Source organism: Metapseudomonas boanensis, assembly GCF_018704125.1.
Classification (GTDB): Bacteria; Pseudomonadota; Gammaproteobacteria; order Pseudomonadales; family Pseudomonadaceae; genus Metapseudomonas; species Metapseudomonas boanensis.
Genome location: NZ_JAGTIS010000001.1, coordinates 492460 through 515568 on the forward strand (window position 1 = coordinate 492460; position 23109 = coordinate 515568).

At 63.2% G+C, this 23109-nt stretch carries 17 protein-coding genes; 2 read left to right on the top strand and 15 right to left on the bottom strand.

Annotated elements, in window-relative coordinates; genetic code table 11:
• Positions 1 to 163 precede the first annotated feature (163 nt).
• The 3 genes from J7302_RS02345 to J7302_RS02355 all read right to left on the bottom strand — a co-directional run bounded on the left by J7302_RS02345 (position 164) and on the right by J7302_RS02355 (position 4507).
• Positions 164 to 1123: a homocysteine S-methyltransferase family protein gene (locus tag J7302_RS02345; protein WP_215369743.1), complete on the bottom strand. Its 960-nt coding sequence runs from the start codon at positions 1121 to 1123 to the stop codon at positions 164 to 166.
• Positions 1124 to 1444: 321 nt separating this feature from the next.
• Entirely contained in the window at positions 1445 to 2608 is a 1164-nt protein-coding gene (locus J7302_RS02350) for a catalase family protein (RefSeq protein ID WP_215369745.1), read from the bottom strand.
• Between the two features lie 24 nt (positions 2609 to 2632).
• Entirely contained in the window at positions 2633 to 4507 is a 1875-nt protein-coding gene (locus J7302_RS02355; protein WP_215369747.1) for a di-heme-cytochrome C peroxidase, read from the bottom strand.
• 320 nt (positions 4508 to 4827) lie between these two features.
• On the opposite strand from J7302_RS02355, the gene J7302_RS02360 reads away from it, so the two are divergent.
• The gene (locus J7302_RS02360; RefSeq protein ID WP_251701817.1) at positions 4828 to 6111 is read left to right on the top strand and encodes a sigma-54-dependent transcriptional regulator; all 1284 of its coding nucleotides are present in this window, start codon (positions 4828 to 4830) and stop codon (positions 6109 to 6111) included.
• Between the two features lie 32 nt (positions 6112 to 6143).
• On the opposite strand, the gene J7302_RS02365 is transcribed toward J7302_RS02360, so the two are convergent.
• Together J7302_RS02365 and J7302_RS02370 are read right to left on the bottom strand one after the other, a co-directional pair.
• Positions 6144 to 6740, bottom strand: a complete 597-nt coding sequence (locus tag J7302_RS02365) for an NADPH-dependent FMN reductase (RefSeq protein WP_215369749.1) — start codon at positions 6738 to 6740, stop codon at positions 6144 to 6146.
• Positions 6741 to 6930: 190 nt separating this feature from the next.
• Positions 6931 to 9075 carry a methyl-accepting chemotaxis protein gene (locus J7302_RS02370; protein WP_215369751.1) on the bottom strand — a complete coding sequence of 715 codons (2145 nt, stop codon included), beginning with the start codon at positions 9073 to 9075 and terminating at the stop codon, positions 6931 to 6933.
• Between the two features lie 254 nt (positions 9076 to 9329).
• Here J7302_RS02370 and J7302_RS02375 point away from each other — a divergent pair, with 254 nt between their 5' ends.
• Positions 9330 to 10649, top strand: a complete 1320-nt coding sequence (locus J7302_RS02375; RefSeq protein ID WP_215369753.1) for a Na+/H+ antiporter family protein — start codon at positions 9330 to 9332, stop codon at positions 10647 to 10649.
• 424 nt (positions 10650 to 11073) lie between these two features.
• Here the strand turns inward: J7302_RS02375 and nuoN are convergent, their stop codons facing one another.
• The 10 genes from nuoN to nuoE all read right to left on the bottom strand — a co-directional run bounded on the left by nuoN (position 11074) and on the right by nuoE (position 23109).
• Positions 11074 to 12549 (bottom strand): NADH-quinone oxidoreductase subunit NuoN, encoded by a 1476-nt coding sequence (gene nuoN / locus J7302_RS02380; protein WP_215369755.1) that lies wholly within the window; start codon positions 12547 to 12549, stop codon positions 11074 to 11076.
• A 7-nt stretch (positions 12550 to 12556) separates the two neighbouring features.
• Entirely contained in the window at positions 12557 to 14083 is a 1527-nt protein-coding gene (nuoM, locus tag J7302_RS02385) for an NADH-quinone oxidoreductase subunit M (protein ID WP_215369758.1), read from the bottom strand.
• 25 nt (positions 14084 to 14108) lie between these two features.
• Positions 14109 to 15956, bottom strand: coding sequence for an NADH-quinone oxidoreductase subunit L (gene nuoL / locus J7302_RS02390; RefSeq protein WP_215369760.1), 1848 nt, complete (start codon positions 15954 to 15956; stop codon positions 14109 to 14111).
• Positions 15953 to 16261 (bottom strand): NADH-quinone oxidoreductase subunit NuoK, encoded by a 309-nt coding sequence (gene nuoK / locus J7302_RS02395; RefSeq protein WP_215369762.1) that lies wholly within the window; start codon positions 16259 to 16261, stop codon positions 15953 to 15955. Before nuoK ends, nuoL begins: the two co-directional genes overlap by 4 nt.
• Before the next feature lie 4 nt (positions 16262 to 16265).
• Positions 16266 to 16766 (bottom strand): NADH-quinone oxidoreductase subunit J, encoded by a 501-nt coding sequence (nuoJ, locus tag J7302_RS02400; protein ID WP_215369764.1) that lies wholly within the window; start codon positions 16764 to 16766, stop codon positions 16266 to 16268.
• A gap of 10 nt (positions 16767 to 16776) precedes the next feature.
• A complete protein-coding gene (gene nuoI, locus J7302_RS02405) occupies positions 16777 to 17325 on the bottom strand; it encodes an NADH-quinone oxidoreductase subunit NuoI (protein WP_215369766.1) in 549 nt (182 codons plus the stop codon).
• Positions 17326 to 17336: 11 nt separating this feature from the next.
• Positions 17337 to 18329, bottom strand: coding sequence for an NADH-quinone oxidoreductase subunit NuoH (gene nuoH / locus J7302_RS02410; RefSeq protein WP_215369768.1), 993 nt, complete (start codon positions 18327 to 18329; stop codon positions 17337 to 17339).
• Positions 18326 to 21034: an NADH-quinone oxidoreductase subunit NuoG gene (gene nuoG, locus J7302_RS02415; RefSeq protein WP_215369771.1), complete on the bottom strand. Its 2709-nt coding sequence runs from the start codon at positions 21032 to 21034 to the stop codon at positions 18326 to 18328. Before nuoG ends, nuoH begins: the two co-directional genes overlap by 4 nt.
• A 237-nt stretch (positions 21035 to 21271) precedes the next feature.
• Entirely contained in the window at positions 21272 to 22618 is a 1347-nt protein-coding gene (gene nuoF, locus J7302_RS02420) for an NADH-quinone oxidoreductase subunit NuoF (RefSeq protein WP_215369773.1), read from the bottom strand.
• Positions 22615 to 23109, bottom strand: coding sequence for an NADH-quinone oxidoreductase subunit NuoE (gene nuoE, locus J7302_RS02425; protein WP_215369775.1), 495 nt, complete (start codon positions 23107 to 23109; stop codon positions 22615 to 22617). Before nuoE ends, nuoF begins: the two co-directional genes overlap by 4 nt.

Below are 23109 nucleotides of genomic sequence, written 5' to 3' on the forward strand. Positions count from 1 at the left end.
TGTTTACCTACAGCATAGTTGAGGGCTTTGGTCGGATTTATGCGAGGGCGGCTCGTTCGCTGTAGGGGCAAATTCATTCGCCAAGGACTGCGCAGCAGCCCCTCAAGCTTGAAGGCCAGGCCGATGAGGCCTGCTTGGCGAATGAATTCGCCCCCATTCGGAGCTACAAGACTGCCCTGAACAATGGCTTGCACACCTTGGCGATCTGTTCGATGTGCCGGTGGTCGGTCCCGCAGCAGCCGCCCATGACATTGAGGTTCGGCAAGCACTGGCGCAGCTGTGCATACAGGGAGGCCAGCTCCTCGGGGTCGCCGCTGTCCAGCGTGGTGGCTTCGTTCAGCTCGGCGTGGCTCTTGCGCGAGGCATTGGCGCGCAGGCCATGTATCCGGCTGACCCATGGGGCGCCGGCTTCGAGCACATGGGCAAAGTGGCTCGGGTGAGCACAGTTGATCATGAAGTAGGCGGGGTAGCCGACTGTTTCGGCATCGACCTGCTCGATCGCATCGCATAGGCGCTGACCGGTCGGCAGGTTGCCATCGGTTTCCACGGTAAAGGAAATCGCCACCGGCATTCCGGCCTCACGGGCCGCCAGTGCAATGCCCAGCGCCTCGTCCACGTAGTTCATAGTGATCGCGGTCACCATGTCGGCAGCGGTGTCGGCGAAGATACCGACTTGCTCGCTGTGGTAGCGCTCGGCCTGGTGTGCATCCATGGCCTTGTCAGGGACGTAGCCATCGCCACGGGGGCCGATGCAGCCGCTGATGACCACGGGGGTGCGCCCACTCTCGACCTCGGCGCGCAGCTCTTCCAGCAGCACGATCGCCTGGCGGTTTATCTCGGCCAAGCCCTGGGGGGTGAAGCCGAGATGGTTGGCCCAGTCCGGATTGGCCCGCCAGGTGGCGCTCTCGAGGATCAGGCCGGTGCCATAGTGGCTGGCGATGTCGCAGTACGCGCGGTAGTACTTGCGCAGGGCGGCTTGGCCATCAGGGTAATTGAGCAGGACGAATGCAGCGAAGTCGGGGAGGGCGATGCCTTCATGGAAGACCAGGGTGGTTTCGATGCCGCCGTCGGTGAGAAACAGTTCATTCTCCATCTGCGGCAAGGCACTTCGATACTGAGCCATGGTGATGACTCCGGGACCTGTGGACGTTCGCTGTCCGAAACAGGCTTCGGGTCGAAGGTGATGCGGACAGCCTGAGTGGCCTCGGGCGGGTTCCGCATTGGGACGGGCTTGGCCCGGGGCCGCGTAGGGGCTTGCGTGTTGCCCGTACGCAAGAGGAAAGGCTAGCACCGGTGGCAGGGGGGGCTTGCGTTGGCTGATGGATGGGCGGCCCTTTACCTGAAGAGGAGAAATGCTTTGGCGGAGATTGCTTGCGGGCTCGGATCGACGCGGAACCAGCAGCTGCCGCTCAGAACCATCACTCTTGCGTCACCCCTCTCCGCTTCAGGGAGAGGGGCTGGAGGAGAGGGCGGTGCCCGCTTCGTTACGCTGATGCCGATAAGCACTCACTGCCTCGTACACCGCCTTGCGCAAGCGATTGATGCCACCAATGGGGCGATGCTCGGGCAAACCGTGCCAAGGGTTGAACGAAAGGTTGTCGCAGAAGAGGTTCTGCTCGCGACTGTCGAAGTCCTGGGCGGGAACCTTGATGCTGGCAACTGTCACGAAGGGGGAAATGTCCTCGTCCCATTCGACGCTGGTGTCTTCGAGGGGCATGTAGTGGGCGGGGTTCTGCTTCTGTACCTGGAGGGCGAAGCAGGCCGGTACGCGGTCCAGCGAGAGCTGCTGGTAAAGCGCGCTGCGTAGAAAGTTGGGCAGGGCCGTGTTCTGTTCAGGGCGCTCGTAGGGCGGGCAGCTCTGCGGGTCCGGTATGACACGGTACTTGATGTTGGCCTCGCCCAGTTTGTACGGGGAGATGGAGCTGTAGGTGGTATTCACCGGGCTGTCCGGCGCCGGTGCCAGGGTTTTCAGGGCGATGAACAAGTGGCGGACCTCCCAGGTGCGCGGGTCCAGGCTCGGGAAAAAGGCGCCGACCTTGTCGCCGTTGGCCTGGGCGGCGAAGTTCTGCCGGTATTCGGCCACATCGCGAACGAAGAACACCGGGTGGTTGAACATCACGAAGTCCTGTTCGCCTAGGTGCGCGGGGCTGCGCATCAGCTTCTCGCCGGGCACGTCGAGCAGCTTGACGGCCATGCCCCTAGCGTCACGGACACGGTCGAACTGCGGGTAGGCGTTGCCGTTGGACAGGCGCATCCAGGCTTGCCAGGTCTTGCCTGGCTCGCTGAAAACGCCTGCGCGCAGGTCGTTGTTAATGTCTGGCAGGACCGTCACTTCCGCCTTCACGCAGCCATGGGCCTTGGCGTGAGCATCACGCAGCACGCGCGTGTTATCGCGGTGCTGTTCGACGATACGGACGGCATCTTCGATGATGGCCTGGGTGTAACGCGCCTCGGCAGCAGGAATTTCCTCTTCGGTCGCCACCGGACCGGAGAACTTCCATCCGTAATAGGCTTCGCCCATGCTCCAGCCAAGCAGCCCAACCGCCAGGATGAGCAGGAGCAGTTTGCCGAGCGCGCCACCGAGCCAAAGCCAGAAACGTTTGAACATGTGGTTTTCCTTGTTATGGGAGCGTCAGCCTTCGCAGCTCGGGCCGGGGTTCCAGGGCTTGGGTGCGACGTGGCTCAACTGGCTTTCCAATGTTGGGTTGCCCAGCACCTTGAGGTACTCGATCAGGGCGAGGCGTTCGTCCGGCGGCAGAAAGCGTCCAATCACGCCGCCCTTGCGGCAGCCGTCGCGGAACTCATGACCCTGGTTTCCGTTACCGACAATGGAGGTATCGAGCAGGAAGCTACCGGGAAAGGCATCGGTTCTGAAGCCGACGAATTTGGGGTCGTACTCGAAGCTGCCGACATGGAACTGCTTGGCTCGCTCTGAGGCCGGTGACAGCACCTGGAACAGTGTGGGTACGGAGCCGTTATGCAGGAAGGGCGGTGTAGCCCAGATGCCATCCAGGGGACGGGCTTTGTACCCGCGCTTCTCCTGTACGCCGATGGGGAGGTCGAAACCGTCCAGACGGGCACGTTCCTCACCGCTGATGCCGGCCTGCTTGTAAGCCTGGTTTTCGACGAATGCGGTGATGTAGGCCAGACCCTTGGCGCTGGAAATATTGCTGAAATCCACCTGGTCCGGGCTTGAGCCAATCAGTTTGACGTCCAGCCTGGCCAGCTGTTCGTGGGTCCAACCGAGCTTGCTGATGTCGTAGCGGTGGTCGGCAATGTTATCGGCTGCGGTGGGGTCAGTGCCCACGATGTCGGTGGGTACGATCCGCAGGTGCCACTCGGGGTCGCGACCGGGCGCAAGGCGCCGTTCCGGCGGTACGGCGTTGACGGCGTGGCAGTAGGCGCAATTCTCTGTGAAGAGTGCGCGTCCTTTGCTGGCCAGGGACAGGTCCACCTTGCCGAATACCGACTCCGGCCAGGTGGGTGGGGCCAGTCGCTTGAGGGTTTCCTCCAAGGTGTGGAGGTCACGCACACGGACGCTGGACGCATAGCGTTCGGCCTCGGGTACCGGGCCGCCATTGGTTTGGAACAGGCGCAGGGTCGCGCCAACGCCCAAGGCTTCGCCGATGTTGCGGGCCATGGGCTGCATGGCTGAGCCGTTCCATTGGACCCAGTCGAATTTCCAGATATCCCACAGGTGCGGGTAACTGACCGGGGCATTGGCGACGCGATAGTTGTCGGGGCTGATGGCGTCGCCATAGACACTGTTGGCGATGCGGCCGAAGGCGTCGGTGCGGCCGAAGCCCTCTTCGGTCGGGTAGAGGCCCCGGTGGGTGTCGTTCCACGCGGTTCCAAGCAGGCGGTCGAGTACGCGCTTGAAGTCGCTGCGCAGTTGCTTCTTGCCCTTGGGGTACTGCTCGCCCAGCACCTGCTCGGCGAATCGATTGAACTTCAACGGGTTGTAGTAGGTGAAGGCCATGCTCATGCCCAGGGCCTGGCCGAAGCTGCCTCCGCGTAGCGTCGGCACGGTGGAGGCGAGGGAGTGCAGGGCGGCGCCGCCGTCGATTCGCACGGCCTGGCCGTTATAGCGAAGCTCGCCGGTATGACACGCTGAGCACGTGATATCGAGAAACTGCTCCCCGGTTTCCGTGTTCTGGTGCCGGGTAAGGCCTACGGGTAGGTTGCCAGGATTTTGCGCGGAGGCCTTCTGCTGTGGGTCGATGAGGAAGCCGAATCGGGCGAGGTATTCCGGCCGGGCGAACTTGTCGCGGGAGAACGGCAGCTCGAGGGCGGTGAACCAGTCGTAACGCAGACCTTTAACCTGGGTGCCCTGCGGGGTGTAGTAAAAGGCTTGGCGTTCGCTCTCGCTCCACTGGCCCAGGTAGTGCAATTTCTTCGGCGCCTGGAAGTTGGGTAGGTTTGGATTGGCGACGTAATAGAGGACGACGCCCAGGCCAGCAAGAAACGCCAGCACCAACAGTGTCAGTCCACGGCGTAGGACACGCATGGAGTACTTCCTTGTTGCTCTGAAATTTGGCCTACGTTATGCCAATCGTGTCGGATATTGGCAAGTTGCTATTACCCCATGGCCCGTACTGCCGTGATGGTAACCGGCGCTGAGCTGCGAATGCGCCGGGCGCCGAGGTAGGCAATTTTGAGGCGGGACCGGGCGGTATATAGCGTCTCCGGGGCAAAGTTCGAAGCGAGATTGGTCTTATAGAGAAACGTTCCATAGCGCGCAGAAGTTCTTGCTAGCGTTACAGAAACCGGCTTCAAACTGTTGTTTTTATTGGAGAAGCAACTTATTGACGTCAAGGATCGAACACCTTGGAAGATCTGGCATCCGTACCGCACCGCATTCTCCTGGTGGACCCTTGTGATCAATGCAGGGCGATGGTGCCGCGCTTGCAGGATGTCGGCTGGCTGGTTACCAGTCAGACCCTTGATCAGGCCCCGGCTGCAACCTACGACCTCGGTCTCTTGCGGCTGCGCGCACAACATCTGTTGCATCCAGAAGCCATCAAGCAGCTGATCAGCCAGAGCGGTACAGAATGGATTGCCCTGGTCGCCCCGGATTGCCTGGCGGTGCCAGGCCTGGATGAGTTCGTCAGCGAGTGGTTCTTCGACACGCTACCGCTGCCCACAGACCTGCCCCGTTTGCGCAACCTGCTCGGTCGGGCCTTCGGGATTGCTCGTCTGCGCGGGATAGATAGCCATCAGGGGAATGAGCACGAACTGCTGGGGCAGAGCCGGCCGCTCCGCGAACTGCGCAAACAACTCGGACGTCTTGGCCCGGTTGACAAGCCTGTGCTGATCGTAGGCGAGAGCGGCACCGGCAAGGAGTTGGTGGCGCGCACCCTGCATCGGATGTCACGACGGGTCGCCGGCCCCTTCATTGGCTTCAACTGCGGTGTGTTTGCTGAGCCTGAAACCTGCGCTGTGCTGTTCGGGTATCAAGGCAAGCTCGAGTCTGCCAATGGGGGCACGCTCTTTCTCGAAGCCATCCATGAGCTGCCGCTAGTGCTGCAGAAGCGCCTCCTGGAGTGCCTGCGCAACAAAGTGCTGTATCACGCCGATGGTGGCATGCTGCCTTTGGATATACGGTTACTGGCCTCGACCAGCGAGGATCTGATGAGTTGTGAGCAGCGGGGGACCTTCGACCCGGGACTGCGACAATGGCTGGAGGCCAGTCGGCTGCTGGTGACCCCGCTGCGCAAACGGCAGGGGGACATTGCCCTGCTTGCGACCTATTTTGCGGAGCTCTATAGCGTCGAGGCGGGGCGTCGAGCCAGTCATTTCAGTGAAGAAGCCCTGGCGGCGATGGCGCGCCACCGTTGGCCGGGCAATGTGCGCGAACTGGCCAGCCGGGTGCGGCGTGGCTATGCGCTGGCAGGGAGCGGCACCATCGAGCCGGAGGACCTCGGTCTGCAGCACTCGGCCGGAGATGGCGTCCACCTCAGCACCTTGGAAGACTACAAGCGGCGAGCAGAGTACCAGGCCCTGTGTGATGCCCTGGCGCATTACAGCAACAACCTCAGCCATGCGGCACGGGCGTTGGGGGTGTCGCGTCCGACCTTCTATCGACTGTTGCACAAGCATCAGTTGTTGTAAGGGGGGAGGCGGCACACCTCGCCCCCAGAGGCTCACATCCCGTTGGTGAACGCGGGGATGCTCATGTCGATCGCCTCACGCACAGGTTTGAGCGCGACGGCGTAGCGGGCCAGAATGTCCAGTCCGTAGTCCAGGCGGGCGCGGATGCGTTGGTCGTCTTCGCTGATCGCGTCGGCACCGTTCAGTACTTTCTCTACGCCGCGAACGATCAGGTGCTCCGGCAGGTAGCAGAGGCGGCAGTTCTTGTAGCTGGAGGCCCGCAGTTCGGCAATCGGGTAGCTGCCGCCGATTCCGGAGGAAACACCCACCAGCAGGCCCGGTTTGTGACCCAACTCGGCCTTGCTCGCATAGATGAAGAAATTCTTGATGGCCGGGCAGGCCATGCCGTTCCATTCGGGGGCGATGATGACGACGGCATCAGCCGCTTGCAGCAGCTGCTTGTACTCGGCCCAGGGGCCCGTGTCGTCGGTCGGCCACAAGGGCAGTGGTCCCTGGCCAAGGTCGATGACAGTGCAGGAGCTGGGACTAGCCAGGTCGAGATCGAGCAGACGTTCGCGGGTGAAACGGGCAACCTTGCCCGACTGGCTGTTGTCGCGGCTGGAGCCAGCGACCAGGACAATATTCAGCATCTTGGAGTTTCCTTGCTAAGACGGTGGGCAGGCTAGCTGGGGCGGGGCGGTGGGGCAAGTATGTTGATCCCACGGCGCCGACCTTCCCTCACCCCCGCCCCCTCTCTTTTTGGGAGAGGGGGCGGGGGTGAGGGAGCTGATCATTGGCTCGGCTTTCCAGGCGTCACGAATGATTTCGCTCCCGCCGGGATTACACCCGGAACTGATCCATCAGCCCCTGCTGGTGGTTGGCCAGGCGGTTCAGCGCCTGGCTCACCTGTGCCGATTCCTCGGCCTGGCCGGAGAGCGATTCGGTGACGTCGCGGATCGCCGCTACGTTGCGATTGATCTCCTCGGCCACGGCACTCTGCTCTTCGGCGGCGCTGGCGATCTGCAGGTTCATGTCGGTGATCACGGTCACCGCCTCGCCGATGCGTTGCAGCGCGGCCACCGCCTGTTCCACCTGCTCGACGCTGCCCTGGGCCTGGCGGTGGCTGCTGTGCATCGAACCCACGACTTCGCGGGTGCCGTGCTGCAGGCCTTCGATTACCAAGCGGATCTCCTCCACTGAGTCCTGGGTGCGCTTGGCCAGGTTGCGCACTTCGTCCGCCACCACCGCGAAGCCGCGTCCGGCCTCGCCAGCGCGGGCGGCTTCGATGGCGGCGTTGAGCGCTAGCAGGTTGGTCTGCTCGGCGATGGCTCGGATCACTTCCAGCACCGAGCCGATCTGCTCGCTGCTGGTCGCCAGATTCTGCACCTCGTCCATCGCCGCGCTCATTTCGCTGGCCAGTTGCTCGATGGCGCTGGTGGTCCTGCCGATCACGCCGAGGCCCTCGCGGGTGGCGTGGTCGGCACCTCGGGCGGCTTCCGCGGCCTGGGCGGCGCTGCGGGCAACGTCCTGGGCGGTGGCACTCATCTCGTTGGACGCGGTGGCCACCTGGTCCACTTCGCGGTATTGCTGCTGCATCCCGGAGCTGGTCTGACTGGCAATGGCGGCGGATTGGTCGGCGGTACCGCGGGCGTCCTGCACCGTGCGTTTCACATCGGCGATCACCGGTTGCAGCTTGTCGAGGAAGCGGTTGAACCAGCCAGCCAGTTCGCCCAATTCGTCCTGGCGGACATAGTCGAGGCGGCGGGTCAGGTCGCCTTCGCCGGTGGCGATGTCTTTCAACATGGCAGCGACCTTGAGGATAGGCCGGGTCACGCCGCGCGCGGTCAGCCCGATCAGCAGCAGGCCAGCGATGGCAGCCACCAGGCCAAGCAGCAGGCTGACCAGGTTTCCAGCGTGGTTCTGCTGGTTGAGTTGGCTCTTCAACTCCAGGGCAGGCGCGAGCAGCACTTGCTCCGGTACTTCGAGCAGGACGCTCCAGGGCACGGCTGTGGGGATGGGTTTGAAGGGGTGCATCACGCGCAGCATGCCGGCGTCATGGAGTTCGGCACTCTTGCCCGCGGAGAGGTGCGTGCCCAGTTCGCTGGCGTGCTGGCCAAAGGCTTTGTCCAGCTTGGCGCTGAGCAGGCTGGCATCGCGGCTGTGACCGGCGAGCAGGCCCGCTGGGCTGATGATGCTGACATGACCGCTGCCATCGAACAGCTCCTTGTTACCGGCAAGGCTGAGCTGTTGCAGGCTGGTGAGGCTGATATCCAGTCCCATGACGCCGACCACCTTGCCGTTCAAGTGGAGCGGGAAGGCAATACTGGTCATTAGCGTCTGTTGGCCGCTGACGTTGTCGAAATAGGGGTCGAGCACGCAGGCGTCGCCGGTCTTGAGCGGGCAGGTGTACCAGGTGTTGTAGGGGGATCCGCTGGCGCCGATGCTGGCGTCGGCCAGCATCTCTTCGGTGATCGCCTCCGATTCCAGCTTGCCGGGGCTGGGTTGGGCCCAGTACAGGGCGAAGCGGCCCTTGTCGTTACTGCCCAGCTCGGCTTGGTCGACGAAGAGTTCGTCCTTACCGTCGAGGGCGTTGGGTTCGAACACCAGATAAAGGCCAAGGATATCCGGGTTGGCTTCCAGGCTGGTGCGAACCTGACGGCTAAGGTCTTCGCGCAGGTCGAAGGCGTCGAGAAAGCGCTTTTCTGCCTGCTCCTTCAGGAACAGCACCTGCCTTGAGAACCCCTTGCCGTATTGATAGTTGTCCATGAAGTAGCGCTGGACGCGCATGGCCTGCAGCTCGGCGCGGGCCTGCAAGCGGAGACGGGCGCTGTTGTCGAGCATCTGGCTGCTGGCAGCGTTGACCAGATCGGCACTGCGCTTGGACTGGAATATCGAGACACCGACGAGCAGCGTCACGATAGCGAGCAGGCAAAGACCGGCAAGCAGAGTGATCTTCCACTGGATGGACAGGCGACTGAACGGCATGAGGGTTCCTTATTGTTCGTCGGACTTCTAGCCCGCTATCGGCGAGCCCCCGGGTTTCTTGACCCGATCAGGGGCGTTTCCGACAACAGGCTGCGCACGGAAAGCACGGAGGCGCAATTTGCAGGCAAGAATTATGCACAGTCCGCTCAATATTCCGCACGGATTTTGACAGGCCCTGTCTCTTTCGGCAGAGTACGCCCCTTTTTTTTGCAGCAAGGCCACGGCTGGCGTGGCGTACAGCCTCAGGAGGCGGAATGAACGCGGTAGTTGCGGCGGTGGGGATCATGCTGATTCTCAGCTTGTGCCGAGTGCATGTGGTGGTGGCGCTGATCGTCGGCGCATTGACGGGGGGGGTGGTGGGAGGGCTCGGTATCGAGGGTTCACTGGCAGCCTTCAACAAAGGACTTGGTGGCGGCGCTACCGTAGCGCTTTCCTACGCGTTGCTGGGGGCTTTTGCAGTCGCCATCGCCCGCTCCGGTCTGGCGCATGCGCTTGCCGATAAGGCTTTGGCGCTGGTCGGACGGCAGGAGGTCAATGGCAGTGGCGCCCTGAAATGGGTGTTGGTTGCGCTGTTGCTGTGCGTGGCGGTGTCGTCGCAGAACATCCTGCCGATCCACATTGCCTTCATCCCGCTGCTGGTCCCGCCGTTGCTCTATGTGCTTACCCGGCTGCAGATCGATCGCAGGCTGATCGCCTGCGTGATCACCTTCGGCCTGATCACGCCTTATATGTTCCTGCCGGTGGGTTTCGGCAACATCTTCCTCAACGAGATCCTGCTGGGCAATGTGACGAAAAGTGGCGCAGACGTTACCGGTGTGAATGTCACCGAGGCCATGTTGATACCGGCTGCCGGGATGGTCGTCGGCCTGCTGATTGCGGTGTTCGTCAGCTACCGCAAGAAGCGCGTTTATGACCTGGAGAAGATCGCCCAGGCCGAACAAGTGCGCGTCAGCTACAACGCGTTGAGTCTAGCAGTAGCCGGTGTGGCGATCCTGGCTGCGTTCGTCGTGCAGTTGTGGCTGGACTCGATGATCATCGGCGCGCTACTCGGCTTCGTGATCTTCTCGGTGTCTGGCGTGGTGCGCTGGAGGGAGGCTGATGACCTGTTCACCGAGGGCATGAAGATGATGGCCATGATTGGCTTCATCATGATCGCCGCAGCCGGCTTTGCCGAGGTGATGCGCGAGACCGGACAGGTCCGCACACTAGTGGAAGCTTCTGCAGGGTGGATCGGTCACAGCAAGGCGATTGGAGCGCTGCTGATGTTGCTGGTGGGCCTGCTGGTGACCATGGGTATAGGCTCCTCCTTTTCCACAGTACCGATCATCGCCGCGATCTTCGTACCGCTATGTCTTCAGCTGGGTTTCAGCCCGCTGGCCATCGTCAGTATTGTTGGCACCGCCGGCGCCCTGGGCGATGCAGGTTCGCCAGCCTCTGACTCGACCCTGGGGCCAACTTCGGGCCTGAACGTTGACGGTCAACACAACCATATCTGGGACACCGTGGTGCCCACCTTTCTGCATTACAACCTGCCGCTGCTGGCCTTCGGCTGGGTGGCTGCCATGGTGCTCTAGGACTCGCCATCCCAGGAGGGCGGGCGGTGCTCAACCCCGCCTGCCTCGCGCACAAAAAAACGGCGCAAGGCCGTAATGCTGTTCACTTAGGCATTGGCGGCAGCACGTATGAGGAGGGGGCGTGACCGGCCTTCGGAGCAGTCTGCCATCTCGTAGCCCGGATGAATCCGGGGGCAGCGGTTGGACTTTTCCCCCGATTTCATCCGGGCTACCAAGCTGAAGGCCCCGTAGGAGCGAGCTCTGCTCGCGAAGGAGGCGGGTTCGCGAGCAGAGCTCGCTCCTACGAGAGATACCTGCCCAGCAGAAACGACTTCGTGATGATGTAAAACCAAAAACGCCGCCCTCCTGCTGAAGGAAAAGCGGCGTTTTTTTATGTGAACAGCTTTACGGCACAAGGCCGGGTTCTTTGGTTCTGGCAGTTGGCTCAGTTAGCCAGGGCCACCAGGCCGGAGTGCTGCACCAGATCCAGCAGAGGCTGCGGGTAGACGCCGAGGAAGAAGGCCAGCAGAGCCACGAACAGCAGCATGATGCCGCCGGCGCGCTGGGCCCAGTGCATGTCGGCATCGTGACGGCGCAGGTTCGGCTCGACCAGGAACAACGTGACCATGACGCGCAGGTAGTAGAACACGCCGATCGCGCTGCCCAGGACCATGGCGCCGAGCAGCCACCAGAGACCAGACTCGACGCCCGCGGCGATCACGAAGAACTTGCCGATGAAGCCAGCAGTCAGCGGAATCCCGGCCAACGACAACATCATCACGGTCATTACGGCGGTCAGGTATGGGCGGCGCCAGAACAGGCCGCGGTATTCATACAGCGCATCGCAATCACGACCGCTGTAAGGCGTGGACATCAGGGTCACCACTCCGAAGGCGCCGAGGCTGGTCAGGACGTAGGTGGCCAGGTAGACGCCGATGGCTTCCACGGCCAGGCCCTTGCTCGCGATCAGCGCCACCAGCAGGTAGCCGAAGTGGGCGATCGAGGAGTAGCCGAGCAGACGTTTGATGTTGTTCTGTACCAGGGCCAGCAGGTTACCGAACAGGATCGATGCGATAGCAATGACGGTCAGCAGTTCGTTCAGCCAGCCGCCGGCGGTAGCCGGGGAAAGCTGGTACAGGCGCAGCAGTACGGCGAACACTGCAACCTTGCTGGCGGTGGCGAGGAAGGCCGCAACAGGTGCCGGGGCACCTTCGTACACGTCCGGAGTCCAGAGGTGGAAGGGCACCAGGGACAGTTTGAAGGCGAGGCCGACCAGCATCATGCCGATGCCCAGTTGCGACAGCACGCTCGGCGCGCTGGTGGCCGCCAGGTGGGTGCCGATGCCGCTGAAGCTCATGCTGCCGGCATCCGCGTATAGCAGCGCCATGCCGAACAACAGGAAGGCAGAGCCTGCAGCCGAGAGCACCATGTACTTGATGCCGGCTTCCAGCGAGCGCCGATTGAAGAAGGCATACGCCACCAGACCGTAGACCGGCACCGAGAGAAGTTCCAGGCCGATGAACAGGCCGACCAGGTTCTGCGCGGTGACCAGTACCAGGCCGCCGGCGGCGGCCAGTAGGATCAGCAGGTACATCTCTTCGCGGTTGCCCGGATAACCCTTGCCCGACTCACCGCCCAGATAGGCGTGGATCAGCGTGACGCAGGCGAGGGTAGCCGCCAGCACCAGGGCCATGTAGTAGCAGCCGAAGGTGTCGACCATCAGCAGCGGGGTGACTTCCATCGGGACGACCTTGAGGGTCGGCAGGATGGACAGCAGGGCCAGGTTGAGACCGATGACCGAGAGGCCGAAGGTCCAGGAGTGGTGGCGCTTCCAGGCGATGGCCAGCATGACCACGACGATCGTGGCGCAGGTGACCAGCAGCGGCAGCAGGGCGATGAAGTGTTGAGTCGTGAATTCCATAACCTGGTTACCGGGCAACGAGTTGATTGACGGCGGAATCCAACCACTGATGCACGCCATGCATGCTCGCAGCGGAGGTATCCAGCACCGGTTGCGGGTAAACGCCGAGCAGGATCAGCAGACCGGCAAGACCCAGGACCATGATCAGCTCGCGGGAACGCAGACCTTCGTAGACGGCCTCGCTCTTCGCCGGGCCGAAGTAGGCGCGGTGGATCATGATCAGCGAATAGACCGAGCCGAATACCAGGCCGGTGGCGGCCAGGACGCTGATCCAGGGAATGTTCTTGAAGGCGCCGACCAGGATCAGGAACTCACCGACGAAGTTGCCGGTGCCGGGCAGGCCCAGCGCGGCGGCGGCGAAGAACAGGCTGACACCGGGCAGATACGGCATACGGGCCCAGATACCACCCATCTCACGCATGTCGCGAGTGTGCAGGCGCTCGTAGAGCTGGCCGCACAGGATAAAGAGTGCAGCAGCGGAAAGGCCGTGGGCGATCATCTGCACCACCGCGCCTTGCATGGCGATCTGGCTGCCAGAGTAGATGGCGATCAGAACAAAACCCATGTGCGAGACGCTGGAGTAGGCCACCAAGCGCTTGATGTCGGTCTGGGCGAACGACAGCAGCGCACCGTAGACGATGGCGAACACGCCGAGCCAGTGGGCAATCGGTGCGAATTCGGCCGAAGCATTGGGGAACAGCGGCAGGGCGAAGCGGATCATGCCGTAGGCCGCCGTCTTCAGCAGAATGCCTGCCAGGTCAACGGAACCGGCGGTCGGTGCCTGGGCGTGTGCGTCCGGCAGCCAGGAGTGCACCGGCACCACCGGGAACTTCACCGCGAAGGCGGCGAAGAAGCCGAGCATCAGCAGGTATTCGGTACCGGGCGCCAGCTCGGCCTTCAGCAGGTCGGCATAGTTGAACGTCAGTACGCCGGTGTTGCTGTAGTTCACCAGCACCAGGGCGAGGATCGCCACCAGCATGATCAGGCCGCTGGCCTGGGTGAAGATGAAGAACTTGGTGGCGGCGGTGATGCGGGTCTTGCCCTTGCTGCCGCTGTGACCCCAGAGCGCGATGAGGAAGTACATCGGCACCAGCATCATTTCCCAGAAGAAGAAGAACAGGAACAGGTCGATGGCGAGGAATACGCCGACCACACCGCCAAGGATCCACATCAGGTTGAGGTGGAAGAAGCCCACACGGTTCTGGATCTCGCGCCAGGAGCAAAGCACGGACAGCACGCCGAGCAGGCCGGTGAGGACGATCATCAGGATCGACAGGCCGTCCAGGGCCAGGTGGATGGTGACGCCGAAGCGCTCGATCCACTGCACCTTGAACTCCTCCGCCCACACCGGATCAGTGCCGGGGGCCGGGGCCAGGGTGAAGTCGCCGGTCGCCCACAGCCAGAGGCCGAGGCCGAACAGCAGGGACATGGTCAGCAGCGCGATCCAGCGGGGCAGGGTGGAGCTGAAACGCTCACCTTGCCAGCAGAGCAGGCCGCCGATGAAGGGAATCAGGATTAGCCAGGGCAGAATCATGACGGGCTCAATTCCTTAAGAAGATTCAGGTCAGCAGCACGGCGCCGAGCACGAGCACGGCCCCGCCGACTATGGATACGGCGTACCAGCGCAGCTGGCCGGTCTGGCTACGGCTGAGCGCGCTGTTACCACTACGCACCACACGCGGGATCAGCCCGATGCTGCCGTCGATTGGGTCGCGGCCGAGCAGGCGGCAAACCAGCAGGTACGGTTTGACGAACAGCAGGTCATAGAGCCAGTCGAAGCCCCAGGCGGCGAACCACCAGGCACCGAGGAAGCGGCCCGGCGCACTCTGGGCGACGGCGCTGACGAAGCGGCGCTTGCCGAGGAAGAGCAGGGCTGCCAGCAGGATACCCGCCAGGGCGATGGCGCCCGAAGCAATCTCCAGGCTGTGTTTCGCTTCGCCCCCGGCATGGCCGACGCTTTCCGGCAGCACACCGGCGAGCGGCGGGGTGATCAGAGCACCGATGAAGGTGGAGAGCACCAGCAGCACCACCAGCGGCAGGCTATGGGCGATGCCGTGGCCGGCATGGGCGTCGGTCTTGGCCTCGCCATGGAAGGCGATGAAGATCAGGCGGAAGGTGTAGATCGAAGTCAGGAAGGCACCGGCCAGACCCGCGTACAGCAGCCACTGATGGCCGCTGGCGAAGGCTTCCCAGAGAATCTCGTCCTTGGAGTAGAAACCGGCGGTCACCAGCGGCAGGGCGGCCAGAGCGGCACCACCGACGATGAAGCAGGCGTAGGCCAGCGGCAGTTTCTTCCACAGGCCGCCCATCTTGAAGATGTTCTGCTCGTGGTGGCAGGCGTTGATGACCGCACCGGAAGCGAGGAACAGCAGGGCCTTGAAGAAGGCATGGGTCATCAGGTGGAAGATCGCTGCGTCCCATGCGCCCACGCCGAGGGCGAGGAACATGTAGCCGATCTGGCTCATGGTGGAGTAGGCGAGGATGCGCTTGATGTCGGTCTGCACCAGGGCAGCGAAGCCAGCCAGGACCAGGGTCACGCCGCCGACGATGCCGACCAGTTCGAGGATCTCCGGGGTCAGCAGGAACAGGCCGTGGGTACGGGCGATCAGGTAGACGCCCGCGGTCACCATGGTGGCCGCGTGGATCAGCGCGGAAACCGGAGTCGGGCCGGCCATGGCGTCGGCCAGCCAGGTCTGCAGCGGCAGCTGGGCGGACTTGCCCACGGCGCCGCCAAGCAGCATCAGGGTGGCGACCCAGAGCCAGGTGTCCCCGGCAGCGTACTTCTGCGGGGCCAGCACCATCAGCTCCTGGATGTTCAGGGTGCCGAGGTTGGCGAACAGGATGAACAGGCCGATGGCCATGAACACGTCGCCGACGCGGGTGACGATGAAGGCCTTCAGGGCGGCGTTGCCGTTGGGTACGTGCTTGAAGTAGAAGCCGATCAGCAGGTACGAGCACAGACCCACGCCTTCCCAACCGAAGTAGAGGAACAGCAGGTTATCGCCCAGCACCAGGAACAGCATGCTGGCGATGAACAGGTTGGTGTAGGCGAAAAAGCGCGAATAGCCCTCTTCCCCACGCATGTACCAGGAGGCGAACAGGTGGATCAGGAAGCCGACACCGGTCACCACGCCGAGCATGGTCAGGGACAGACCGTCCAGATAGAGGGTGAAGCTGGGCGCGAAGCCCGCCACGCTCATCCACTGCCACAACGTCTGGGTGTAGACGCCGCCTTCCGGCGGGGCAACGTTGAACTGCCAGATGATCCAGGCGGCAACCAGGGCGGAGAGGCCGACCGAGCCGACACCGATGACGGCGGAGGTGTTTTCGGAGAAACGCCCGCGGGAGAAGGCCAGGATGAACCAGCCGAGCAGCGGGAACAGGCAAGTGAGGAATAGAAGGTTCATCCGCGCATCTCGCTGGCAGCGTCGATATCGAGGGTATGGAAGCGGCGGTACAGCTGCAGCAGGATCGCCAGGCCGATACTGGCCTCGGCGGCTGCCAGGCTGATCACCAGCACGAACATGATCTGGCCGTCCGGCTGAGCCCAGCGGGCGCCAGCGACCACGAAGGCCAGGGCGGCCGAGTTCATCATGACTTCCAGGCTCATGAGCACGAACAGGATGTTGCGGCGCACCATCAGGCCGGTGAGGCCCAGGCAGAAGAGAATGCCGGCCACCGCCAGGCCATGTTCCAGGGGGATTGCGTTCATGGCGTTATTCCTTAGCTTCGTGGCGGCCGAGGTGGAAGGCGGCGACCAGGGCTGCCAGGAGCAGCATGGAAGCCAGTTCCACGGCCAGCAGGTACGGGCCGAAGAGGCTGATGCCGACTGCCTTGGCATCCACGGTGGTGTGGCCGATGGCGGCGCCGCTGGCATTGCCGAACAGCACGTAGAGCAGTTCGGCCAGCAGGATCAGGGAGAGCAGGGCAGGGCCGGTCCAGATGCCAGGCTTGAGCCACTTCTTCTCCTGTTCGGCAATCGCCGGTCCAAGGTTCAGCATCATCACCACGAAGACGAACAGCACCATGATGGCACCGGCGTAGACGATGATTTCCAGGGCACCCGCAAACGGCGCGCCAAGGGCGAAGAAGCACATCGACACCGCCAGCAGCGAGACGATGAGATAGAGCAGTGCATGCACAGGGTTGGTGTTGGTGATCACCCGCAGGGTGGAGACCACCGCCGCGCCGGCAGCGAAATAGAAAGCGAATTCCACGCGCGTCTCCTTAGGGCAGCAGGCTCTTCACGTTGATCGGTTCGGCTTCGTTCTGCGCGGCGCCTTTCGGCTTGCCGGCAATGGCCATGCCTGCCACGCGATAGAAGTTGTAGTCCGGGTATTTGCCAGGGCCGGAGATCAGCAGGTCTTCCTTCTCGTACACCAGATCCTGGCGCTTGAACTCGCCCATCTCGAAATCCGGGGTCAGCTGGATTGCGGTGGTCGGGCAGGCCTCTTCGCATAGCCCGCAGAAGATGCAGCGCGAGAAGTTGATGCGGAAGAACTCGGGGTACCAGCGGCCATCTTCGGTTTCAGCCTTCTGCAGCGAGATGCAGCCAACCGGGCAGGCTACCGCACAGAGGTTGCAGGCAACGCAGCGCTCCTCGCCATCGGGATCACGGGTGAGGACGATGCGGCCGCGATAACGCGGCGGCAGGTACACCGGCTCTTCCGGGTATTGCAGCGTGTCACGCTTGCGGAAGGCATGGCCGAAGATCATCACCAGGCTTCGCAGCTGGGTGTAGGTACCATGCAGGACGTTAATGATTTCTTTGATCATGGTGTTTCTCCTTACTGGGCCGAGGCCAGCACGAGCGCGCCGGTCACCAGCAGGTTGATCAGGGTCAGCGGCAGGCAGACCTTCCAGCTGAAAGCCATCACCTGGTCATAGCGTGGGCGCGGGATGGAGGCGCGCAGCAGGATGAACAGCATGATGAAGAAGGCAGTCTTGAGCGCGAACCAGATGAAGGGGATCTGCGGCAGGATGCCGAACGGGCCATGCCAGCCACCGAAGAATAGAGTCACGAGCAGCGCGGAGATCAGCACGATGCCGATGTACTCGCCGACGAAGAACATGCCCCATTTCATACCGGCGTATTCGATGTGGTAGCCGTCGGCCAGTTCCTGTTCCGCTTCCGGCTGGTCGAAAGGGTGACGGTGCGTCACGGCCACGCCGGCGATGAAGAAGGTACAGAAGCCGAAGAACTGCGGAATGATGAACCACAGGTGCTGTGCCTGGTACTCAACGATATCGCGCATGTTGAAGGAGCCGACCTGGGCCACGATGCCCATCAGCGACAGTGCCAGGAACACCTCGTAGGAGATGGTCTGGGCCGAGGCGCGCAGGCTGCCGAGCAGGGCGAACTTGTTGTTGCTCGCCCAGCCGGCGAAGAGCACCGCATATACGGTGATGCCGGCCATGGCGAAGAAGAACAGGATGCCGATGTTCAGGTCGGCCACACCCCAGGTGGGGGTGACCGGGATCACTGCGAACGCGACCAGCAGGGCGCTCATGGCGATGATGGGCGCCAGAGTGAAGATCAGCTTGTCGGCGAATGGCGGGGTCCAGTCTTCCTTGAAGAACATCTTGATCATGTCCGCGCCCAGTTGGAAGGCACCGAAAGGGCCTACCCGGTTCGGACCGTAGCGATCCTGCCAGAGCCCCAGCAGGCGACGTTCCACCCAGGAGAGCAGGGCACCGCTAACCACCACGGCCAGCAGGATGACGATGGCCTTGACGACGGCGATGACGATATCGATCAGTTCGGGCGTCAGCCAGCTCATTGCACGACCTCCTGTACGGCAGTGACGACAGCTCCGGCGATGGTGGCCGGGATGCCCGGCAGACCGGCCGGCAGACCGATCAGGCCAATGCCTAACTCTTCCTTGACCTGCAGCGGCAGGCGCAGGGCCTGGCCGTTGATGGTCAGGCTGAGCAGGGCACCGTCATTGACGCCGAGGCGATCGGCCTCGTCTTTCGCCAGGGCCACGTAAGGCTGCGGAATGCGCTCCTGCACCGGGGTGGCGCGGGAACTGGTCTCCTCGCTGCCGAACAGGTGGTGCAGTGGCACGGCCTGCCAAGTGCCCTGGGCCGGATTGAAGGCGGCGTTGACGCTGAACCACGGGAGGGGCTGACCTTTCGCTTCGATCAGGCGCACGCCCGGGTCACCGGCGCGCAGGTGGCCGCCGACTTCGTCCTGAAACTTGTTCCAGGCCTGCGGCGAGTTCCAGCCCGGTGACCAGGCGAAGGGGATCTGCTGGCGGGGCTCGACACTGCCGGCGTAGCCTTCCATGGAGAAGGCGAAAGCCGAGTCCTTGTCCTGCGGCTGACGCGGCTCGTGCACGCTGATATTGGCGCGCATGGCAGTGCGGCCACTGTAGCGGTGCGGTTCACGGGCGAGCTTCATGCCCTTGATGCGGAACGAGGCGCTCGGTGCGGCATCGCGGATGGCAGCCAGCAGCGGGCTGCTGTCGGCACAGGCGGCAGTGACGTGGTCGAGTTGCGTCCAGTCCACGGCTTTGCCCAGCAGGTCGCTGTGCAGCGCGTGCAGCCAGCGCCAGCCTTCACGGACGAGGATGTTGGCATCGTAGTAGACCGGATCGAAGACCTGGAAGAAGCGCTGGGCGCGGCCTTCCATGCTGACCAGGGTGCCGTCGCCTTCGGCGAAGCTGGCAGCCGGCAGGACCAGATGAGCACGCTCGGTGGTGGCGGTCTGCTGGTGGTCGGCAACGATGACGACCTTGGCGGCGGCCAGGGCGGCGTCCACCTTGGCTGCGTCGGCGCGGCGGTAGAGATCGTTCTCCAGAACGACAACGGCGTCGGCCTTGCCGGACGTCAGGGCTTCCAGCGCGGCGTCAACGGATTCGCCGCCGAACAGGGCCAGGCCCATGCTGTTGGCTTCCGGTACCACCAGGCTCAGGGAGCCATTCTTCTCGCGGTTTTTCAGCGCACTGGCAATGTTTGCGGCGGCTTCGATCAGCGTCTTGCTACCCAGGGAAGCACCGGAAATGACCAGCGGACGCTTGGCCGCGAGCAGGGCCTCGGCGATTCGTTTGACCAGTTCGGCGGCCTCGCTTTCCAGACCGTCCACGGCCGGCGCGCTCGGGTCGATGGCGTGGGCCACGGCGAAACCGATACGGGCCAGATCGGCTGGCGCGGCGTGCACGCTCTCGGCAGCCACGTCATCCAGGCGGGTGCTGGCGACGCTGGCGATGAACAGCGGGTTCAGCGCGTCCTGGGCGACGTTCTGCACGGCGGCCATGTGCCAATCCTGGATCTTCATCGAGGCGGCGATGTCAGTGGCCTTGCCCTTGACGGCTTGGCGCAGCGCGAGGGCCATGCGGGCGGCTGTCTGGGTCAGGTCTTCGCCGAGGACGAAGACTGCGTCATGCTTCTCGACGTCACGCAGGGTGGGGACCGGCAGGGGGCCGTCCTGCAGGATGTCGCGGATCAAGCGCAGGTTTTCCAGTTCATGGGCAGCGATGCCGGAGTAATAATTCTCGGCGCCGACCAGTTCACGCAGGGCGAAGTTGCTTTCCAGGCTGGCGCGCGGCGAACCGATGCCGATCACGCGCTTGCCCTTGAGCAGTTCGGCGGCCTTGTCGAGCGCGCCGTCGAGCGAGAGCTTCTGGCTGCCCAGCAGCGGATGGCGCGGGCGGTCTTCGCGGTTGACGTAGCCATAGCCGAAACGGCCACGGTCACAGAGGAAGTACTGGTTCACCGAGCCATTGAAGCGGTTCTCGATGCGACGGATCTCGCCATAGCGCTCGCCGGGGCTGACGTTGCAGCCGCTGGAGCATCCGTGGCAGATGCTCGGGGAGAACTGCATGTCCCACTTGCGGTTGTAGCGCTCGGAGTGGGTCTTGTCGGTAAACACACCGGTCGGGCAGACCTCGACCAGGTTGCCGGAGAATTCGCTCTCCAGCACACCATCCTCGACGCGGCCGAAGTAGACATTGTCGTGGGCGCCGTAGACGCCGAGGTCGGTGCCGCCCGCGTAGTCCTTGTAGTAGCGCACGCAGCGGTAGCAGGCGATACAGCGGTTCATCTCGTGGGCGATGAACGGGCCGAGTTCCTGGTTCTGGTGGGTACGCTTGGTGAAGCGGTAGCGACGGGCATTGTGGCCGGTCATCACCGTCATGTCCTGCAGGTGGCAGTGGCCACCTTCCTCGCACACTGGGCAGTCGTGCGGGTGGTTGGTCATCAGCCATTCGACGACGCTGGCGCGGAACTGCTTGGCCTCTTCGTCGTCAATGGAAATCCAGGTGTTGTCGGTGGCTGGGGTCATGCAGGACATGACGAGGCGGCCGCGTTTGTCGTTCTCGTCGGTGTACTGCTTGACCGCGCATTGGCGGCAGGCGCCGACGCTACCGAGCGCCGGGTGCCAGCAGAAGTAGGGGATGTCGAGTCCGAGGGAGAGACAGGCCTGCAGGAGGTTGTCTGCACCATCGACTTCGAGCGTCTTGCCGTCTACGTGGATAGTGGCCATGGTTCAGTCTTCATCTGCCCGTTTGACCGGGCTTGGCTAATGGAATCAGCGTGCGCGCGGGGCCGGGTAGCGGCCGCCGCTGCGCGAATTCTTCTTGGAGCCTGCTCACGATCTGCTGCGAGTCGGCTAAATGGTGTTGAAAACGGCCTCGGATGCTCATTTACCAATCGTAAACTCCGCTTCCTCGAACATCTGCGCCACCCTTGATCTCTAGCTCGCGAAATCGTGAGCAGACTCCTAGGCGCCGACGGGGATCGGTCGCGCTGCCGGGATCTGGCGGGTGATACCTGCTTCGAACTCCGGACGGAAATACTTCATCGCACTGCCCAGTGGCTCTACGGCGCCCGGTGCGTGGGCGCAGAAGGTCTTGCCTGGGCCGAGGAAGCTGACGAGCTGTTCGAGTGTCTCCAGGTCTCCGGGCTGACCTTCGCCGCGCTCCAGGGCACGCAGGAGCTTGACGCTCCACGGCAGGCCGTCACGACATGGGGTACACCAGCCGCAGGACTCGCGGGCGAAGAACTCTTCCATGTTGCGCAGCAGGGAGACCATGTTGATGCTGTCGTCCACGGCCAGGGCCAGGCCGGTACCCATACGGGTGCCGACTTTGGCAATACCGGCGGCGTACATGGGGGCATCCAGGTGCTCGGGGAGCAGGAAGCCGGTGCCGGCGCCGCCCGGCTGCCAGGCTTTGAGCTTGAAGCCGTCGCGCATGCCGCCGGCATAGTCCTCGAAGAGTTCGCGAGCCGGGATGCCGAAGGGCAGTTCCCAGAGGCCGGGATTCTTCACCTTGCCGGAGAAACCCATGAGCTTGGTGCCCATGTCTTCGCTGCCCGGGAGCGCCAGGGACTTGTACCAGTCGACGCCGTTGGCGACGATTGCCGGCACGTTGCACAGGGTCTCGACGTTGTTGACACAGGTGGGCTTGCCCCAGACGCCGACAGCAGCGGGGAAGGGGGGCTTGGAGCGTGGATTGGCGCGGCGGCCTTCCAGCGAGTTGATCAGTGCGGTCTCTTCGCCGCAGATGTAGCGGCCGGCGCCAGTGTGCACGAACAACTCGAAGTCGAAGCCCGAGCCCAGGATGTTCTTGCCGAGCAGGCCGGCGGCCTTGGCTTCGTCGATGGCGCGGTTGAGGTTGCGCGCCGCGTCGACGTACTCGCCGCGCAGGAAGATGTAACCGCGATAGGCCTTGAGGGCGCGGGCGCTGATCAGCATGCCTTCCACCAGCAGGTGGGGCAGCTGCTCCATCAGCATGCGGTCCTTCCAGGTGTTGGGTTCCATTTCATCCGCGTTGCACAGCAGGTAGCGGATGTTCATGGATTCGTCGGCCGGCATCAGGCCCCACTTCACGCCAGTGGGGAAGCCCGCACCGCCGCGGCCCTTGAGGCCGGAGTCCTTGACCTGCTGCACGATATCGGCCTGGGCCATTTCGGTCAGGGCCTTGCGTGCAGCGGCGTAGCCGTTCTTCTGCTGGTATTCGTCAAGCCATACCGGTTGCGCGTCTTCGCGCAGACGCCAGGTCAGCGGATGGGTTTGCTCACTGCGCGCGATGCGGTTGGCCGGGCCGATGGAGGTCAGGGTCTTCATTTATAGGCCTCCAGCAGCTGGGCAACGCCGTTGGGTTGGACGTCGCCGAAGGTGTCGTCGTCGATCATCACCGCCGGGGCCTTGTCGCAGTTGCCCAGGCAGCAGACCGGCAGCAGGGTGAAACGGTTGTCGGCGGTGGTCTGGCCGAGGCCGATGCCAAGTTGCTTCTGCATTTCGGCAACCACGGACTCATGGCCGCCGACGTAGCAGGTCATGCTGTCGCAGACGCGGATCACATGCCGGCCGACCGGCTGACGGAATATCTGACTATAGAAGGTAGCCACACCTTCGACGTCGCTGGCGGGGATGCCGAGGATCTCGCCGATGGCATCGGCGGCGCCGTCAGGGACCCAGCCGCGCTCTTTCTGGACGATCTTCAGGGCTTCGATGGACGCCGCGCGCGGGTCCTCGTAGTGGTGCATTTCATGCTCGATGGCCGAGCGCTCGGTTTCGCTGAGGACGAAACGGTCGGTCTTGATAAGGGTGTTCAT

Coding starts and splice junctions, on each gene's coding strand:
- J7302_RS02345 (WP_215369743.1), bottom strand. CDS start 1,123: ATGGCTCAGTATCGAAGTGCCTTGCCGCAGATGGAGAATGAACTGTTT.
- J7302_RS02350 (WP_215369745.1), bottom strand. CDS start 2,608: ATGTTCAAACGTTTCTGGCTTTGGCTCGGTGGCGCGCTCGGCAAACTG.
- J7302_RS02355 (WP_215369747.1), bottom strand. CDS start 4,507: ATGCGTGTCCTACGCCGTGGACTGACACTGTTGGTGCTGGCGTTTCTT.
- J7302_RS02365 (WP_215369749.1), bottom strand. CDS start 6,740: ATGCTGAATATTGTCCTGGTCGCTGGCTCCAGCCGCGACAACAGCCAG.
- J7302_RS02370 (WP_215369751.1), bottom strand. CDS start 9,075: ATGCCGTTCAGTCGCCTGTCCATCCAGTGGAAGATCACTCTGCTTGCC.
- J7302_RS02375 (WP_215369753.1), top strand. CDS start 9,330: ATGAACGCGGTAGTTGCGGCGGTGGGGATCATGCTGATTCTCAGCTTG.
- nuoN (WP_215369755.1), bottom strand. CDS start 12,549: ATGGAATTCACGACTCAACACTTCATCGCCCTGCTGCCGCTGCTGGTC.
- nuoM (WP_215369758.1), bottom strand. CDS start 14,083: ATGATTCTGCCCTGGCTAATCCTGATTCCCTTCATCGGCGGCCTGCTC.
- nuoL (WP_215369760.1), bottom strand. CDS start 15,956: ATGAACCTTCTATTCCTCACTTGCCTGTTCCCGCTGCTCGGCTGGTTC.
- nuoK (WP_215369762.1), bottom strand. CDS start 16,261: ATGAACGCAATCCCCCTGGAACATGGCCTGGCGGTGGCCGGCATTCTC.
- nuoI (WP_215369766.1), bottom strand. CDS start 17,325: ATGATCAAAGAAATCATTAACGTCCTGCATGGTACCTACACCCAGCTG.
- nuoH (WP_215369768.1), bottom strand. CDS start 18,329: ATGAGCTGGCTGACGCCCGAACTGATCGATATCGTCATCGCCGTCGTC.
- nuoG (WP_215369771.1), bottom strand. CDS start 21,034: ATGGCCACTATCCACGTAGACGGCAAGACGCTCGAAGTCGATGGTGCA.
- nuoF (WP_215369773.1), bottom strand. CDS start 22,618: ATGAAGACCCTGACCTCCATCGGCCCGGCCAACCGCATCGCGCGCAGT.
- nuoE (WP_215369775.1), bottom strand. CDS start 23,109: ATGAACACCCTTATCAAGACCGACCGTTTCGTCCTCAGCGAAACCGAG.